The 18,844-nt window shown below is 34.7% G+C and carries 7 protein-coding genes; all 7 read right to left on the bottom strand.

Annotated features, from left to right (window positions below; translation table 11 throughout):
- Positions 1-2,870, bottom strand: a 2,870-nt coding sequence (locus G6042_RS01320) for a beta strand repeat-containing protein (RefSeq protein WP_394352777.1), incomplete at its 3' end; no start/stop codon positions are given.
- A 113-nt stretch (positions 2,871-2,983) separates the two neighbouring features.
- Positions 2,984-4,858, bottom strand: coding sequence for an OmpA family protein (locus G6042_RS01315; protein ID WP_169522459.1), 1,875 nt, complete (start codon positions 4,856-4,858; stop codon positions 2,984-2,986).
- A gap of 12 nt (positions 4,859-4,870) precedes the next feature.
- Complete coding sequence (locus tag G6042_RS01310; RefSeq protein WP_169522458.1) at positions 4,871-5,806, bottom strand: PorP/SprF family type IX secretion system membrane protein; 936 nt, start codon at positions 5,804-5,806, stop codon at positions 4,871-4,873.
- 42 nt (positions 5,807-5,848) lie between these two features.
- Positions 5,849-13,516, bottom strand: a complete 7,668-nt coding sequence (locus G6042_RS01305; protein WP_169522457.1) for a choice-of-anchor J domain-containing protein — start codon at positions 13,514-13,516, stop codon at positions 5,849-5,851.
- A 416-nt stretch (positions 13,517-13,932) separates the two neighbouring features.
- Positions 13,933-15,087, bottom strand: coding sequence for a tetratricopeptide repeat protein (locus tag G6042_RS01300; protein WP_169522456.1), 1,155 nt, complete (start codon positions 15,085-15,087; stop codon positions 13,933-13,935).
- Positions 15,087-16,679 (bottom strand): tetratricopeptide repeat protein, encoded by a 1,593-nt coding sequence (locus G6042_RS01295; RefSeq protein WP_169522455.1) that lies wholly within the window; start codon positions 16,677-16,679, stop codon positions 15,087-15,089. The genes G6042_RS01300 and G6042_RS01295 overlap by 1 nt, the downstream gene beginning before the upstream one ends.
- Before the next feature lie 171 nt (positions 16,680-16,850).
- Positions 16,851-18,749 carry a T9SS type A sorting domain-containing protein gene (locus G6042_RS01290; protein ID WP_169522454.1) on the bottom strand — a complete coding sequence of 633 codons (1,899 nt, stop codon included), beginning with the start codon at positions 18,747-18,749 and terminating at the stop codon, positions 16,851-16,853.
- Between the last annotated feature and the right edge of the window lie 95 nt (positions 18,750-18,844).

Raw genomic sequence — 18,844 nt, 5'->3', positions numbered from 1 at the left:
GGAACGCCGCCAGTAATTACATTTTCATTAACGGTTAAGTCAAACTCAGCTTGTGTAATGGATGATCCTGTGCTACATTCGTTTATTGGTAATGGTGTTACAGCTAATGGTAATGGATTTATCACTAAATTGAACGAACTTACCGTGTTACAGCCTGTAACATTATCACTGATGTTGATCCATATTTGTTGTGGATTACTGGTGTTAGTATAACTGTTTGGTAAACCGTTTGTTTGGTTTTGCGCATCGGTTTGAGTTGCGTAATAAGTTACCGTTACGCCTGTTTGTCCATTGGCGATTTCTAACGTTTTGGTGTCTAAGGTAAAGACTTCTTCTTCATCGCCCGGATTGTTGTAATCACACAACGCATAATCCGTAATGACCGGATTGGCTAGTGGTAAAGGGTTGATCGTTATAGTAAAAGTTGAAGTTGTTGTACATCCTTGACGTGTAGCTCGTATCACAATTGTTGCAGTAACAACAGTATTTGAATTGTTAACCGCTGTAAAACTGGATATCGTTCCGTTTCCAGAAGCTGCTAATCCAATAGAAGGCGTATCGTTTGTCCATGACAATACAGAATCGCTCGGATTAACTGTATAAGCTGGCATTGTAATCAATTGCCCTGAACAAGTTATAACATTTGAAGGTAAATTAGTCAATACCGGCTTTGGATTTACAGTTACAAGAACGCTACCACTTATGTTTTGACCACAAGCTGGTGGCGAACCATTATTATCAACAATACTTACCAAACTGTACGTTGTATTTACTGTCAAACTCTCAGTCAAAATCCCAACATTTCCAGCTGGACCAATAGATACCGTTTGGTTTACTCCGCCATTAATTGTATAAGTAACAATAGCATTTGGCGTTCCTAAAAAATTAATAATGGTGGAATCTCCTTCACAAAGCATTGTTGTTGCTCCCGAAATAGTAACCGTTGGTATTGGTTCTACTGTAACGATTGCCGAACCCGAAACCGTTTGACTACAAGGTGGCGTTCCTGCTAAACTTACATTTACTAAAGCATAAGTTGTATCTGAAGTTAAGACTGGATTTAAAGTAGCTGCTCCTAATCCATCCAAAACAATGGTTTGATTACTTCCGCCATTTACAGTATAAGTAACGGTTGCATTTGCCGTTCCAGTAAAAGTAATTGGAGTTGTATTTCCAGAGCAAATAGTTGTCGTTCCAGAAATAGATGCCGTTGGCGGAGCACTAATCGTGATAACTGCCGAACCGCTTTGAGTTTGATTACAAGCTGGAGTTCCTACTAAAGTTACACTTACTAATTCATATATCGTATTGGCAACTAAAGCTGGAGTTGTTAGTGTTGCAAAACCGGTTCCGTTTAACAAAATTGTTTGATTGCTTCCTCCATCTACAGTATAAATAACTTCGGCATTTGGAGTTCCACTAAATGTTATAATAGTCGTTGAACCCGAACAAATAGTTGTCGTTCCGCTGATAGTAACCGTTGGAATAGGAAGTACCGTTATTGCAACTGAACCCGATACATTTTGGCTACAAACAGGTGTTCCATTTGTAGAAACACTTACTAAGTCATACGTTTCAGTTGCTGCTAAAACTGGAGTAGTTAACGAAGCTGTTCCGGTTCCGTTCAACAAAATCGTTTGATTGCTTCCACCGTTAACAGTATACGTTACTGTAGTATTTGGCGTTCCAGTAAAAGTAACAACAGCTGTATCTCCAGAACAAACACTCGTTGTTCCTGAAATACTTGCCGTCAATACTGGCGAAACCAAAACAGTAACAGATTGATTAAGTGGCTGGTAACATATAACATTTCCTGAACCATCAAGTCTTCTAACACCAGTTAAAGTAAAAGTTGTACTTGCTGTTGGTGTATAAACAATATTATACAATCCCGATGCATTTAGTACATTGGTTATCGTTGGTCCGCCGCCAACATTATAATCAAATGTAGCATTTGGCGTTCCAGTAAAAGTTACCGTTACACTATCTCCATTACAAATTGAAGAACTTGACACAGAAATAGTCGCATTTGGCACTTGATTAACTACTAAATCAAAATCGGTGGTAGTATAACAACCTGCAACATTATTGGTTACCCTAACATAAATGGTCTGCGGATTACTTGTATTCGCATAGATATTTGGTAACGGATTTACATTATCAACAGCATCTTCTAATGAAGTATGAAAAGAAATTGTGTTGTTAGTTGTATCAGGATTAATTGAAGGTCTAACGGTATCAAGATTAAAAATTCCAATATTTGGTGTATTGCTACAAGTACTAACATCTGGAATAGAATTAGCCGATGGTGGTGCTGTAAAAGCTCCTGTTCCATTGGTTGCTGTTCCAGTCCATTGAATTTGAAAACCACCATCGCCAACTGGTCTATCAATAACAATATAATAGGATTGTCCAGCCAAAACATTCAACCATCTAACATATCCATTACCGTTACTTCCAGGACCAACTTGAGTAGCAAGCGATGTTCCATTCATTCCTGTATGGTTACTGGTTAAACCCGCTTCTTGAGGATTGGTTGTTGCACATCGAATTGGACTTCCCAAAGCACCACAAACTGGATTTGGTCCAAAAACCCAAAAATCATAGTCAACAGTAATGCTTGGATCATCGGGAATTATTTCAAAACCCAATGTTCCTGCTTGAACGACATTTACTAGTAACCAAATTGTATTACTCTCAAATCCGCCGCAAGCATTAACTTCTTGTGTATTTCCAGAACCACTTGCATTTGAACTAAAAGCGCCGTTACCACATACTATTAGTGCGTTAACACAATCATTAGGTTGTGTTTGCGCCCAAGCGGTAGTGGCAAACATCAGCACTAAAATCAATCTTACAACTTTAATCATTTCATCTCTTTTTTATACGAACAATAGCCAATTTCGGCTTTTCACTGAAATTAGCTATTGCTTTTCAAGCATTGTAATATAAACGTTAAACGGTTTTTAGTACAACAACTGTTTTATTTTTTTACAATCAAAAACTCAGAACGTCTGTTTTGAGCATCTTGTTCCTCAGTACAATTGGTTCCGCATTTAACTTTTTGCTCTGTACTTCCAAATCCTTTTCCAGAAATATTTCCTTGAGAAATTCCTTTAGAAACTAAATATTGAACTGTAGATTGTGCTCTTCTTTCAGATAATTTTAGGTTGTAATCATTGCTTCCTTTGGAATCCGTATGCGATTTTACAAAAATTACCATCGAAGGATTGTCTTTCATTACTTTTACTAATTTATCCAATTCGGCTGCGCCTTGAGCTGTGATATTACTTTTATCATATTCAAAGAAAATTGGATTTAAAATTACTTCTTTATCCGTGATGATAACTTCCGATGGCGTTAAAGAAACCTCAACTGTTGTTGCACCAGCTTTATCGGCTTTTACGGCAGAAGAAGTTGATTCAAAGTTTTGTGCCGAAATTTGTAATCCATAACCCAAATTACATTCTATTGGATAACTTACTTTTCCTTCTGAATTGGTTTTTTCAGTAGCAATTACATTTCCTTTTGCGTCCAAAATTCCAACCGAAGCATTAGCCAATGGCGATTTTGTTTTCGCATTTGTAACCAATACAATAGCTTCTGCTTTGCACAATGGCGATGCTGAATAAATAGCGTCATTTCCATTTCTGTTAGAAGAAAAATAACCTACATTTTGGCTTTTATTAAAACTAAATGCAAAATCATCTTTCTCAGTATTTACAGGCTTTCCTAGATTTTTTGCAGGCGAAGAACTATTCATATCGGCTTTAAAAATATCAAAACCACCTAATCCTTGTCTTCCTGAAGAAGCAAAATACAAGGTGTTATCTTCGTCAATAAAAGGGAAATTTTCTCTATCGGCTGTATTTACATTTGGACCTAAATTTTGAGGCTTTCCATATCCGTTTGCTTCAACAGAAATTTTCCAAATATCAGATTCGCCCAAACCATTTGGCATATTAGAAGCAAAATACAACGTTTTTCCATCCTTGCTCAAACTTGGGTTTGTAACCGAATAACTTGTGCTGTTAATTGGCAAAGCTTCAACATTTGTCCATTCCCCATCAACTTTTGTCGCTTTATAAATTCCTTGTTGACCAACTTTGATATTGCTTTTTTTGTTTTTTTCATATTGACCTTCGCTGTGTCCATCGCGAGCAAAATACATTGTATTTCCATCAGCACTTAAAGTAACTGGTCCATCATGAAAAGGCGTATTCAATTCTTTTATCTGAGAAGGTTCAGAGAAATTTCCTTTTTCATCTCTTGTTGCTTGATAAATATCCAAATAAGGTTGCTTGTTCCAGTTATCAGTTTTATTAGAACTATTTCTAGTACTTGCAAAATAAAGTGTGTTATCATTGGTTAACAAAGCACCAAAATCACTTTGACCTTTACTGTTGATATTTGTTTGAGCAACATCAAAAAGCTTTGAATTATTTGCCAAACTTGGAATATAATTTGGATTAGCCAAATGTTCTTTTGCTCGTGCATCTGAAGGAATCATTTTAGCAAAAACATCCATTTGCTTGTTAGCTTCCTGATATTTTCCTAAAACTTTCAACGTTTGCGCATAGCGATAATACGTTTCGGCATCGGCTTTACCTTTTGCAGTAGCTTTTGCAAACCATTTTGCCGCATTTTCTGAATCGAATACGTTATAATAACTATCTGCTAATTGCGTGTAAATATATTCGTTGGCGTTTTTACCTTCGGCAAGCTTGGTATATTCATCAATAGCAGCAACATACTGGTAACTTTCAAAAAGTTTATCGGCTTTTGCAGTCGCACTATTTTGTCCGTAACTTGCTGTTAGCATTAACATCAAACTAAGTGTGATATATGTTTTGTTCATGATTGGTTGTTTTTAGAAAAATCTTGGTGAAACAGAAACTTTTTTAGACAAATTTAAGTCAAATAATAACATAAATTCATGTGAAGATGGAGCAGTTCCTTTTATATCAGAAATTACATGGTCATAAGCATATCCAATTCTTATAGATGGCGTAACGGCAAAGTTCACCATTGCTCCAAAAGAATCGTCTAAACGGTAGGTTGCACCGATTTCATATTTTTCAAAAAATAGAAAATTAGCAGAACAATCTAACGATGTTGGTGCATCAAAAGCTGATTTCAACATAGCCGATGGTTTGAATTTTGTATTAGCCGATAAGTCAAACACATAACCACTGGTTAAAAAGTAATGTAACGTTTCTGAACCAAAATTTAATTCTTGTCCGTTTCTTGTAATATCAAGATGTTTGCTTTTTAACATATTTGGCACCGAAAAAGCAGCGTAAAATTTATTGGTATAGAAAAATAATCCCGAACCAATATTCAATTTTATGTTATTGCTGTTTTCATCAAATGCAAAATCGCCAGGTTGTTGTGTATAACCATTTCCAATATCTGAAAGTAATCCGATTTTTTGGAATGTTGCTCCAGCTTTTAAACCAAAAGCCAACTTACTTTCTCCGCCCATATTGATGGTGTATGAAAAATCTCCGTAAAGATTATTTTCTTCAACTGGACCAATTTTATCTGAAATGGCAGACAATCCTAATCCAACATTTTTTCCCACAGGACTGTGAATAGAAAAAGTGGCAGTTTTTGGCGCACCTTCAAGTCCAGCCCATTGTTGACGGTAAAGTAATGCACCCGAAATGCTTTCTTTTGAACCTGCATACGCTGGATTTACAACGTTCATATTATACATATATTGTGTATAATGTGGATCTTGTTGAGCTTTTGCATTCCACGCAAACGACAACAATACTACCAATACTAAATATCCTTTTTTCATTAGGTTTATCTTTTAAATTTAATAATCGTTTCGCTTGCTTGATTAATATTCACGGTTGATGTAAACCCAACCTGTTTTGTTTCCGTTTGTAGTTTCTAAACTGTAGAAATAAGTTCCATCTGGTAAATCTTTTCCACCATTGGTTTGACCTTTCCATTGATTGGTATAATTTCCAGAGAACGTAAATACCTCAACACCATAACGGTTGAATATTGTAATTTTTCTCACTCCAAAACCAGTCAAATCAAACGTATCATTCAATCCATCATTATTTGGAGAAATTCCTCTCGGGATAATTTGACAAGGATTGCTTTCTACTGTATAAGTCGCCGATGAATCACATCCATTTAATCCAACCGTAAGTTCAAATGTTAACGGTAAATTCAACGATGGATTTTGAGCCAAATATTCTTCGACATTGAGCGTTTCATTTGTTCCAACAGTTGAACCGTTTTGTGTCCAAGTATAAGTTGCAGCATCAGTATTAAATGCTGGATTAACTACAAATAATGTCAACATGCTGTTTTCACATTTTTGATCAATTGTAAAGGCTAAACTTTCTGAAATAGTAATTTCAAAAGTGCTTTCGCCACCAACATTACAAGCTGCCGGATTTGGTTCAATTCTGTATTTAATTAAATACGTTCCAGCTGTACTGTTTGCAAAATTAATTTCTCCCGTAGTTGTATTGATACTTAAACCAGCTGGTGCTGAGAAAAGTCCACCAGTTGTAAATCCTGTTGCATAATTTGGCAACTCACTTGCAGAACCAGTACAATAGGTTAAATCAAAATCAAAATCAGTTTCTGGAGTAATGATTGGGTTTACCGTAATTACAGCCGAACCGGTTTGGTTTTGGCTACATGCTAAAGAACCTGGAGCAGCAACACTAACCAATGCATACGTTGTCGTTGTTGATAATGCCGGAGTTGTAATTGTAGCATTTCCAGAACCATTCAAGACAATCGTTTGATTTGCTCCGCCGTTAATTGTATAAGTAACCGTAGCATTTGCTGTTCCGTTGAACGTTATTGTTGCTGTAGAACCGTCACAAATTGCCGTTGTTCCAGAAATTGTAGCTGTTGCTAATGGCTCAACTGTTACTAATGCAGAACCCGATAAGGTTTGTGTACACGTAATTCCGTTTGTAATTGAAGCGCTTACCAAGGCATAATTTGCATTAGCTGATAAAGTTGCCGTTGTTACTGAACCATTTCCTGTTGCATCTAAAGTAGTTGTTTGGTTTGAACCACCGTTTACGGTATAAGTTACTACTGCATTTGGTGTCCCAACGAACGAAATTACAGTTGTTGTTCCTTCACAAATAGTTGTTGTTCCCGAAATTGTAGCCGTTGGTATATCATTTACTTGAACTACGATTTGAACTCTTGTACCTTCACATCCGTTGGCATCAACTGCTGCTACGTAGAAAACTTGTGAATTTCCTGCTGTAGCTGTACTAGGTGTTGGAGCAACAGTTGTTCCTGTTCCGCCAGTTGGCTGTGTGTACCAAATCATTGTATTTCCTTCAGCAACGGTTGCTGTTAAAGCTGTTGCGGTATCGTTTAAACAATAATTTATTGGAGACGTTACTTGAGGAACATCGGTTGTACCTTGCTTTTCGATAGTAATTGATTGCTCACAGTAACGTGTTTTCCAATGGAATACATAATTACCTGGCGAATTAAATCCAGTTACAGCAGTTGTTCCGCTATTTGGCGAAGCAATTACTACAGTCGAAGGGTTATTTTCGTCAGCTATCCATTGACCAATTCCTCTTGCTACTAATGTAGTTGTTGTAGTGGTACAATCTAAAGTTACTCCTTCTTCGGTTGAAATTTCTGTTGGAATTTTGAAATTGGCTGCATCTATTATATGTCCAATTGCATTTTCTTTTGGTCTGAAAATAAATCTTGTTTTTGTTTGACCAACAGGAACATTATAAGTTCCAGAAATAAATTTCCATTGAATTTCATTTGTAAAATCTTCTATCACTAATTCAAATGGACCAGAAACTGGACCAGCATAAAGTTGAATAGATGATCCGCCAGCTCTTGAACCACTGGCAAAACTATAATCTACTTCAGTCGCTTCAGAAGTGTCCATGTCTTTATACAAACCTTTGATGTTTGGATCATTTGGATCCCAAGTTTCAGGTTCATCGGCTGTAATTTGAAGGTGTTGACCACCTGAATAGGATTGAGAACCTATTGAATTTATCGATTCACTAAAGAACATTGTTCCCCAATCAGTATTTGTTCTCCATCCTGGAACAACCAAGTGAGTAATAATTGTTGAAACACCTGTAACTTCTTGCATTGCTAGTTTTTCAAAATCATAGTTGAATGCGTTGATGTCACACATATCATTAGGTGTTGTTACACAAATTGAGAATGTTTTTGAGTTTGGTATAGTATCGTTTAACTTTAATCTGATTTTATAGGTTGTTCCAACAGTTAGCTCAGAAGAATATATTGCTGTAAACGAGTTGTTGTCGCTACATCCTTTTTCAACCAAAGAACCATCTGTTAATTCTTCATATAACGATGTGATAATTCTTGGCCATGGACCTTCGAAAGAAGAATCGTAATAACTTCCTGGTGCTAAATCTTTAATTTCAATATAATGTACTTTAGAAGTTGCTACAAAATCAAACCAAATATCGCCACCATTTACACCTTCACAAGTTGTTGGAACTGTTGATGCTGTAGCTCCAATAAATGATGCTTTTGTTCCAGAAGCGTTACACATTTCGTCAGCATTTGTTTGAAGACGAATAGCGTTTGCTGGTTCATCATTACGAACAAATACTTTTGGACCTGACCAATAACTGTTATCATTTGTTCCACAAATTGCTCTAACGAAAAATTCGTAAGTTCCAGCTGTCAAATCAGCAAAATCAGCTGCAATTGGTGTATAATTTGGTGAATTAACTATTATTCCTGATTGTGGTAAAGTTCCGTTTTCCATTGGTTGTATAGCTACTTCCCATTGTGCTTCAGAACCACCAGCTGTCCATGAAAGAACACCTTGATTGTTCACTGCTAAATTTGTTGGTTGTGGACAAGTGATCACGCCACAACTAGCAAATCCTGTGTATAAATTTGTATTTACTGTACCTAATCCAAGTGGACTTGTCCAAATTACGTTATTGAACTCATCTTTTAGAACCATTTGAGCTTCTGAATATTGAACTCCGCTTCCAAATCCATTCCAATACAAATTAAATTCTACTCCTGTACAAAGGAATATTGTATAATCTAAACTCGTTTGTCCAAATCCAGGGAATTCAATTGCTTGTACTTCAACTCCGTTTTGCATTACGCTAACATTGTCAGTTACTGTACCTGTATTTCCGTTAGTAACTGTAATTGTGTATTGACAAACATTGGTAAAATCACAACGTGTTGTAAATTCAAATGGTCCAACCCATTGGCTACCACCATCAGTACAAATTGCTCTGATGTAGTATTCATATTTTGTAGCAGGAGTTAAATTGGTTACTGTATAAGGATGTGCTGTTGCCGTATGTAAATATTCTGGCAATGTATCTCCTGTTGGTGCTGAAGTTCCAAATGGTTGAACAGAAATTTCCCAAGAAGTTTCGGTTCCGTTTGGTTGCCAATTGATACTTGCTGAAGTATCAATGATATTTGAAACACTAACATTTGACACTGATGGACACGCTGGAACATCTTCAATAATAAAGTTATCTATGAATAATAATTGACCTCTATAATTCCATGGATTTGGTGGAAAATAAGGAATATAAAAACCAAAATTAATATTGGTTGGAGCTGTAATTCCTGTTAAATTGATAACCGCTTCACGAACTACTGTATTATTAATAATTTCATGAACAAAAGTAACATTCAACGGACCTGAAGCTGTTACATCGGCATTTCCAGAGATTGTAATAACATTTCCATTAATAGCTGTAACGGTTGATCCAAAAGGAATTACCCAACCTGGAATATCTACTCTATCGCCTATTCTAACACCATCTGTGGAAGTCATTGTTATGGTATTAACTCCAGCAATTGTTCCTGTAGCATCAGTAGGTATTACTTTATTATTTTCATAAATAATTGTATTGAATTGCGTAATATCTGTACCATTTGAAGAAATCTTAACTTTCAAGTCTTCTTCATAATATTCACTATATGTTTTGTAATAAAAACGTAATCTTTGGTTTGGTTGAACTGTAATTGTTGGTGAGATTAACCAGTCATCATTGTTACCATTATTCCCAGTAAACATTCCCGCCATCATTTCGCCAAAAATAGGGTTTACAGTAGAGTTTAATTGCCATGTATCTCCATTAACATTTCCATCAATTATTCTCCAACACGATTTTGTATCCGATGTTGGTTCAAAAGTTTCAATAAATGGTGATGGATAAACTACACAATCAGTTCTGAAAAGGAAAGGTCCACGCCATTCACTTTTTTCAGTTTCACTACAAACTGCTCTTACATAATATTCATAAGCAGTATTTGGTTGTAAACCACCTTGAGTTGTTGAAGGCGTTGTTTGAACAGCAATTCCATTTGAAGTAGGAATGCCATCACCAGGTTCTTGTATTTTTACTTCCCAAGCAGTTTCATTGTAACCAGCTGTCCAACCTAATGTAATTGAATTTTGAGTTGGATTAGTTGCTGTTAAATCTGTTGGAAATGGACAAGCTGGAGCATCATCAATTGTTACATCATTAATAAACATTATCCCCGAATTATTAAAATCGGTCATTGTTGGTGGTACTCTAAAAGCAATATACATTACACCTGTTCCAGTAAACAACGCTGTTCTTTCTTCGTAAGATGTATTTGTAAAATCATGAGAAGGAATAATCGTCGTATAAGTAGCAAAATCTGGTGTTGTAGATAATAATACTTCAAAATTACCTCTTGGTGCTGGATTAAAAATACCCGTTACAGCTCTGTAATTGTAACGAAGCCTTTTTAAGCCAACCGCGTTAACTGGTCCACTTACTAACCAATCATCAAAACCTCCAAAAGGAATAAAGAATGAAGGCGCAGCTTGTATTGTTGCATCATTTTCATTAATTCTCCATTCGGTGTTATCACCAGCAATATTTCTTTGAGACCAACAGAATTTTTTAGTATCTGGATCGCTATCGTTAAAACTTTCATAGTATGGTGTTGGTTGTGGGTCACAAAGTGTGTGGAAAAATATTGGTCCAGCCCAAATACTTTGCTCTGTTTCATTACAATAAGCTCTAACGTAGATTTCATATCGTGTTGACGGAATTAAATCAGTTAAAGTATAAGGATTTGTGTTTACAAGAATTCCAGTTGTAGTTGGCGTTCCTGTTCCTTCTGGTTGCGCTACGATTTGCCATTGTGTATTATTATAACCATTTGTCCAAGATAATTCTAATGAAGTATTGGTAATTGAACCTGGCGTAATGGTTGGATATAATGGTTCCGAACAAGCCGGCATATCTTCAACATATACATCATCAATATAAAATTGTATCCCAGTTTGTAATGCACCTGATGGTAATTTCCATGCAATATTAACACTTCCAGTAATGTTAGCAGGTATTGGAACAATCATTTCGATATAATTGTATGCAGTTGTGTAAGATGCTAAAGGAACTAATACCGTTGTAAAATCTTCTTCTCCAACTCCACTTGTTGAAAGTAATATTTCAAACGAACCTGGTCCGCCAATTGGATTATCAACTATTAATCCCCAATTTCCATAAACTTGATACTTAAATCGAAGTCTTTTTTGCGTTACACCGTCAAAATTAAATTGTGGCGTAATCAACATATCATTAGTGTTGTTGCCTGCATTTCCTGTTGCAAGTTTTGCTACTGGTTCACCTTGCCAATCTCCACCATAATTGAAAGCATAAGCATCATTATTCAAATTTAAAACTGCCCAACATGGTTCAGGAATTCCATTGGCTGTTGATGCATTGGTAAATCCAGTATAATAAGGCAATGGTTGTGTATTACATTGTGTTGTAAATGCTCTTGGTGCTGACCATTCACCAGGTGTTCCGTTACAAACTGAACGAACATATAAATTATAAGCCAATCCTGCAGTAAGTCCTGATAATGGATTGTTTACATTAGTTGATGTAGCAATTGTTCCTGTTTGTCCAGCTGTTGGTGCAGGCGATGTTGCCGGTAAAGCAATATATTCCCATGCGCTAACTAAATTTTGAACATTATCCCAAGAAGCCGTTGCTGTATTTTGTTGTAAAGCATCAATAGTTATTGATGGTTGAGAAGGTGAAGGACATGTTGAACCACTAATCGTAAATGTAAAGCATATTCCAGCACCTGGATTAGTACGCTGGTAAGGCGATGAGATTACAAAAACATAATTATGTCCTGCTTCTGCATAAAAATTTGGAATTTGTGCTGTTAAAGCATTACTCGTTGTTGCAATTGCACCTAAACAAGCTGCAGAAGTTCCAACTCCAGCACAACCATCAAATACAAAAACACTTGAAAGATTGTTATAACAATTATTTCCACCTCCGCCAGAAATTACATTGGCAGTTTGTGTAATATTTATCAATCCCGATGTAGTTGGTGTATAAGACAAATAAACATGATTTCCAGATAACAAATTCATTGTTTGTCCTATTGGCTGACAACTAAATCCTTGGCTATTCATTTCTACATAGGTATTTGCATCATAAAATTGATCCAAATTTGCGCTTAAAACATAAGGTGTTGTCGTTACATCCGGAGGAATGGTTATTGAAGTATTACAAGACAATCCAACTGTTGTTGTTGTAAAAGGAAACGGTCCAGCCCAAACACTATTAGTACTCGAATCACAATTGGCAATGATATAAACATCATAACTTGTTGACGGATCCAAACCTTCTGCAAGGTAACTGTTTCCAGTTGTTATTCCAGTTGGACTGTGTCCAGCTCCGGTTGGCACAACGTCTATTCCAAATTGTGTTGCCGTTGGATGTGTCCACGAAATTGTCGCTCCATTTTCTGAAGGTACAATCATTGGGTTTGTAACTGGCGCACAACTCGAAATTACTCTTACATTATCAATAAACCATGAATCACCACTTGTTGCTGTTGTACCTGTTTGATTAGTAACCGCAACAAAAGCTAAATAAACTGGAATTCCCGAAGGAATTGTTGGAATATTAATAATTTTTTCTTCCCAAGTAGTTGCCGCAACGTTCAGTTGAGCTTCTGTCCAAGATTGTAAAATAGTATTGAAACTAGCTAAATCGGGTTGATTTGCAGTTGAAATTCTTAACTGATAAATCGTTCCTCTATTAGTAAAACTTCCTTGTTTAGTAAAAAAGCGAATTTGCCCATCGCTTGGTGTTAAAAACTGAGGCGTAATCATGAAATACTCAGCTGTTGTTCCTTGTGTATTATTGGAAGCAGGATTTACTGTTGCTCCGCCGCTACTTAAATATCCGCCAGTTGGTGTATGAACCCAATTGTTAGTAAAAGTAGTTTGCGTTCCATTTTGTGCGCCGCCAACTGCCCAAGTAACTGGAATTCCAGTTTCGAAATTCTCGATAGCAAGTTGACTATATCCAAAACTGGAAAACAGTAACATCAATAACACACAAAACTGCTGAAGAACCATTTTGTCAATACGACGACCTACATTAGTATCATTTTTTTGAAAAAAACCGCTTTTGGTTTTTAAAAATGTAGTTTCGAAAAAAGGATAATTTTTCTGCATTTTATTATTAATTATTTAGTTGGTTTAATTTTTTTAATTTGAAAAAACTCATTTAGAAATCTCATTTATTTTTGATGAAATTTAACTTCAAAATTTATTTTTTTAACGGAAAAAGTAATTCAAATTCTCGTCCTGTTTTTTTTTAAACATCCTTTTTAGATTTTAAGTTAAATCGAGCTCTTTTTTACTCAAAAAGCAAACAAAATTTAACAAAAAAAAGACTGATTTACAAACAAAATCCTATTCAAAACACAAATGCAAAGCACTGAATACAAAGACAAAATGGATTTAAAATTTGTTTTTTCTAATTCGTTACACTAAGATACAAAAATAACTACGGAGTAAAAATCGATATACTTTGTAATTTACTGAATTTACAAAGTATAATCGGGGAAAAATAGAGAAAATATGGCAGTTTAAACCTCTTTCCCTTTTTTATTTTGGAGTACAATAATTTGATTTTTTATCGTGGTAATTTCTTTGTTTTTTCGTTTAATAATTACATAAAAAAACAAAACAACAGCTATAAAAACGAATGATAAAATCAACAATAAATAATAGAATTTTTTTGACAATTCAGCTCTTTTTTCTTTGAGCTCGGCTTTCTTAACCCGAAGCGATTCTTCAACCGAAATTCGCTCACGATCTCTAATTAAGTTTTGGGTATCGATAAACTTTTGCTGATTTGTATTAAATTGATCCCAAGTATTTGTTGCCAAATAATTTTCGGATAAACCTTTATAGATTTCTTGATTTAAAATTAAATCGTTTACATCCGAAGAAAGACTCAATGCCTGATTTAAAGCATCGATTGCTTCGGAATTTCTTCCTTCTAAAGCATATATTTTTGCCGAACCTTTTAAAGCAAATGCTTCTAAACTTTTTGCATTCACTTTTCTTGCAATTCGGGCTGATTCTTGGAAATTTTCCAATGCGAGTTTGTAATTATTTAGCAATAAATAACAATTTCCTTTGTTATAAATAATGATGCTAATCTTTGAATCTACTTCGGCATTTTTTGCTTTTTTTAATTCGGCAATTCCTCTATTGAGATAGGTTAATGCAACCGTGCAACTTAGTTTTTCTTTATAAATAAATCCTCTAACGCTGTAATTTTTTCCCAATTCAACATGAATTGAATCTTTATGTGGATATTCTGCAATTAACTGTTCAGCCTGATCAAGATATTGTATTGCTTTATCATAAACTTTTAGCTGATGGTATTGAATTCCTAGTTTATTGGTAATATTTATCTTGAGCAGTTGGTCATTTGATTGATTCAACAATTCCAAAGCTTTTATAAGATAATCTAATGATTGTTTATAATCTCTTTTTGCAGAAAAGGCATCTGAAATTAATTTATATCCTTTTATTCTATAATCTATATTATCACCAGCTTCTTTTACTACTTTTTCTCCACTTTTTACAGCATCATCTGGACTTGTATAAATATGAGTGGAAGCTGCATTGATAACACTATCTAGTTTTTTATATTCTTGGGCATAGAAAAGCTGTGTTGATAGTAAACCAACAACGCACAAATAGAATAAAACTGTCTTTTTAGTATTCATTATTTTTCAATCAAATTATCTTCTTTCTCCTGATTTAATAATTCTATAAACTTTACTGGCGAAATTCCTGTAATCGATTTAAAAACGGTAGCAAAACTACTATGTGACGAAAAACCACAACTTTCGGCTAGATAACTAATTTTGTAATTGATAAAATTAGGATCGGTTTTTAGTTTCTCAATGATAAAATTAATTCTAAGTCTATTGATATAGGTATTGAAATTAACGTTATAATGCGTGTTTATAATCTCCGAAAGGTATTTTGTATTTGATTCCAATTGTCCTGCAAGAACTGCCAGCGAAATATCTTTGTTTAAAAATCGTTTTGAACTTTCAAATCGCTTTAATTTATTCAAAATATGAAGTTCTGTTTCTTTTAAAATTAAGTTCTTTTTAGGTTCTTGCTTTTTATCGGTAATGCTAAAATTACTCAACAAATTACTTCGTGTAATTTCGATATAATTAACAACTTCGTTCAAGCTGTTTTTGCGTTGTACTACTTTTTGCCAAAAGAAAACACAACCTAAAACTACTAACAACAAAAATCCTGAAATAATGTAAACAATGTTTAAATAATTACTTTTTTCATCGGTATATTCATTCTCAAATCCATCTGAAACAAGATTGTAAGCCGTGTTAATATCTTGTTGCTCACGGGTTTCAATTTCGGTTTGTATTTCAAAAAAATTAGCGTTTGTGCTTTTATACTCTTCAATATTATTGAGTGCCAAATAACTTTTAGCTAGTTGCTGCGTTATTTTTGCCTGAAAATAGAGATTGTCAAATCGCTTGACATATCCCATTGCTTCTTCGGCAACTGTTACTGCTTTTTGGTGTTCATTTTTTAGAAAATACGTTTTTGATAAACCAAATAAAACATTAATCTTAGAATAGCTATTTTCTTCTTCGTTTTGATTAATCATTTTTAATGCCTTTTGAAAAAAATCTTCGGCTTTGATTACTTCCTTTTTTTTGAGATATAAATTACCAATTGTTGTAAGTTGGTCAATTTTTAACTCATTAAAATCATGATTATCAATGTTTTTTAAAAAATCTTCTTTTTCTAATAACGAAATTCCTTTTTCCAGCTGATTTTCTTCTAAATTAAAACGAGCTTTCTCTAAAATTATTGATTTTTCAAGGTATTTTTTTTGATTATCATCTAATTTATTTTTCGAAAATTGGGTTTCAAGATTATTCAAAATCTCTTTTGATTGTTCAAAAAGTGAAAGTTCTCTTAGAATATCAATTTTAGTGATTTCGATTTTTATTTTTTCAAATTCTGTAAGATAATCTTTATAGTTTTTTTCTTCGTAAAGAAAATTTAATGCACTTCCATAATCGCCTTTGGCAATGTAGGCTTTAGCAATCAAAAAATTGGCTTTGGCTTTTTCTTTGTTGCTAGTATTGGTTTTACTGAGTAAATATTGAGCAACTTTTAGTGATTGATCGGGATTAGAATGCAGTAAACTCTCAATGTCATCAATTAAATTATGTTTGTTTGTAAAAGTTTGCGCATTGCTATTTATATGGAAAAATCCAAAGAGAAGTATTAACAAAAAAAATCTATTGGTTAGTAACAGATTTTGCATTGTGGGAGAAATTTGTTTTTATTTTATTACATTTTCACTAGCAAATATATACAAAAATAAAGACATAAATGGCATATTTCAGACAGACATAGCTTATTGGTGAATTTATAAAATAAAAAAACCTTCTCAACGAATTGAGAAGGCTTTTCCCTTTAAAAAATATAAAAAAACTTAACTTACTTTAATTACTTTAACCGTTTTTGATTTCGAATTAGATTCTACTTTTACAAAATAGGTTGCTGCTGGAAGGGAACTTAAATCAACTTGAGTTTGATTACCGCTTGATTTACTTTCCATCATTACTTGTCCTAGCATATTCACTACAGTAACTTTTGTGATTTCTTCAGAATAAGAAAGGAAAACAACACCCGAAGTTGGGTTTGGATAATAGCTAAAATTAGCATCATCAAATCCGCGAGTATCCAATGTTACCGTAACTGTAACTGCAAACGGTTCACTTGAACATCCTGAAGAAACATTTACCGCATAGTATGTTGAACCAGTAGTTACAATTGTTGTTGAATCTAAAGGATCAATACCATTCAAAGCATTTGCTTCCGAAGCATACCAAACAACAGTTGATGGTGTTACAATTAAATCTGCCAAAGTAGCATCGTTTACATCATCAACTTCAACCGTTTGATTTGCATCACCAGTTGGTGTAGCAGCAGAATTAATGGTCAATTCTAACGTTTCATTAACGGTACAACCATCACCATTAGTAGTTGTTCCAGTATATGTTCCGCCAGTTGTATAACTTAAACCTGTTACTGACCAAGTATAACTATCGCAAGCTGTTTCAGTAGTTGTATTTGTCAATGCCGTTGTTGGACCAGCAACCGTTACGGAAACTGTAACATCTGGACAACCTACATTTGAAACCACAACCGAATGAGTTCCAACCGTTAAACCTGTAATGGTAAATGCTCCATCAACTAACGTTGCGTTTTGAGAGGTTCCGCCATTTACTGTATAACTAATTGCTGACTCTGATGGTGTTTCGTCTGACATTGTAATTGTTGCTGAACCATCATTCCCTTCAAAGCATGTTACAGCTGTTGTTGTTGCTGTTCCAATTGTTGCACAATCTTGAACTGGCGCACAACCAATTGTTGCTGTAACAGCAACTCTAGCTGAACTACAATATTCCGTTACATCCCAATCGAAGAAGTTATTGTAACTTGCTTCTGTTGTTCCGTCAAAACTATTTGCGGAAGCGGTAAAACTAATTGCTCCACTTACTGTAGGTGTTGTTGCTGGGAAACTGCTTAATCTACCTAAAACGTTTGTTGAACTTAAACCGTTTGTTGCTAATAATTTATATCCTGAACCAGCTGGAATGTCATAATTTAATACAACTGTATTTGAAACCGAAGCCGAAACCGTTCCAACATTTGTAGCCGGAATAAAAGTAACAGCAGTTGTTCCCGGAACTTGAACTCCATTTTTATCAAATAATTTAATTGTAATTGGCGCACCAGCATCAACTGCTCCAGCAGTTTGTTTTGGATGCACTTTTACAGAATTTAATCGAATATTTGTAGAAGTATTAAACACTATACCACTAAATGGCGCAGCTTGAGTTCCTGTTCCAGCAAAAGTTTTACCAGCAGTATAATTTGATGTGTTTTCTGCCGCTACATAATAAGTTGTAGTTTCAGTTAGTGTTGGCGCATATGTTGAACCAGTCGCTATTGAAACTCCACCATTTGCGTTTTCATACCAATTAATAGTTCCAGTAGAAGCTGTTGCTTCTAAAGTAGCTACACCTGGATCACAAATAGTTACTGGAGTAACTGTTGGCGCTTGGTTTGTAAAGTTAATTGCAACAGGTGTAGAATTTGCTGTACTTGGACCAAAAGGACAAGTTACTACACAACGATAGTAAGTATCGCCAGTTGGAGTTGCTACATACGTTGAAGCATTTGCTTCTGAAATATCAGTGTAATTTGTTCCACCATCTGTTGAAGATTGCCATTGATAAACAATGCCACTTCCTACAATTTCATTTTCTAAACGTAATGTAACAATTTGAGAGCTACACAACGTCAGGTTGTGAAAAAACTTCATTTTCAATACAAATTCACTTAATTAAAAGCTTATAAATTGATTTTAAGCCAAGGTATATTTTGAAGTAGTTTGATTTGTTCCCAAAATGATACGAA

The sequence above is a fragment of the Flavobacterium solisilvae genome, assembly GCF_012911605.1.
Lineage (GTDB): Bacteria > Bacteroidota > Bacteroidia > Flavobacteriales > Flavobacteriaceae > Flavobacterium > Flavobacterium solisilvae.
The sequence above is the reverse complement of the archived record's forward strand: the minus strand, read 5'-3'. Positions and strand labels throughout refer to the sequence as shown.

Bases quoted from the DNA above. Each gene is read 5' to 3' on its own strand.
- G6042_RS01315 (WP_169522459.1), bottom strand. From the start codon at position 4,858: ATGAACAAAACATATATCACACTTAGTTTGATGTTAATGCTAACAGCA.
- G6042_RS01310 (WP_169522458.1), bottom strand. From the start codon at position 5,806: ATGAAAAAAGGATATTTAGTATTGGTAGTATTGTTGTCGTTTGCGTGG.
- G6042_RS01305 (WP_169522457.1), bottom strand. From the start codon at position 13,516: ATGCAGAAAAATTATCCTTTTTTCGAAACTACATTTTTAAAAACCAAA.
- G6042_RS01300 (WP_169522456.1), bottom strand. From the start codon at position 15,087: ATGAATACTAAAAAGACAGTTTTATTCTATTTGTGCGTTGTTGGTTTA.
- G6042_RS01295 (WP_169522455.1), bottom strand. From the start codon at position 16,679: ATGCAAAATCTGTTACTAACCAATAGATTTTTTTTGTTAATACTTCTC.
- G6042_RS01290 (WP_169522454.1), bottom strand. From the start codon at position 18,749: ATGAAGTTTTTTCACAACCTGACGTTGTGTAGCTCTCAAATTGTTACA.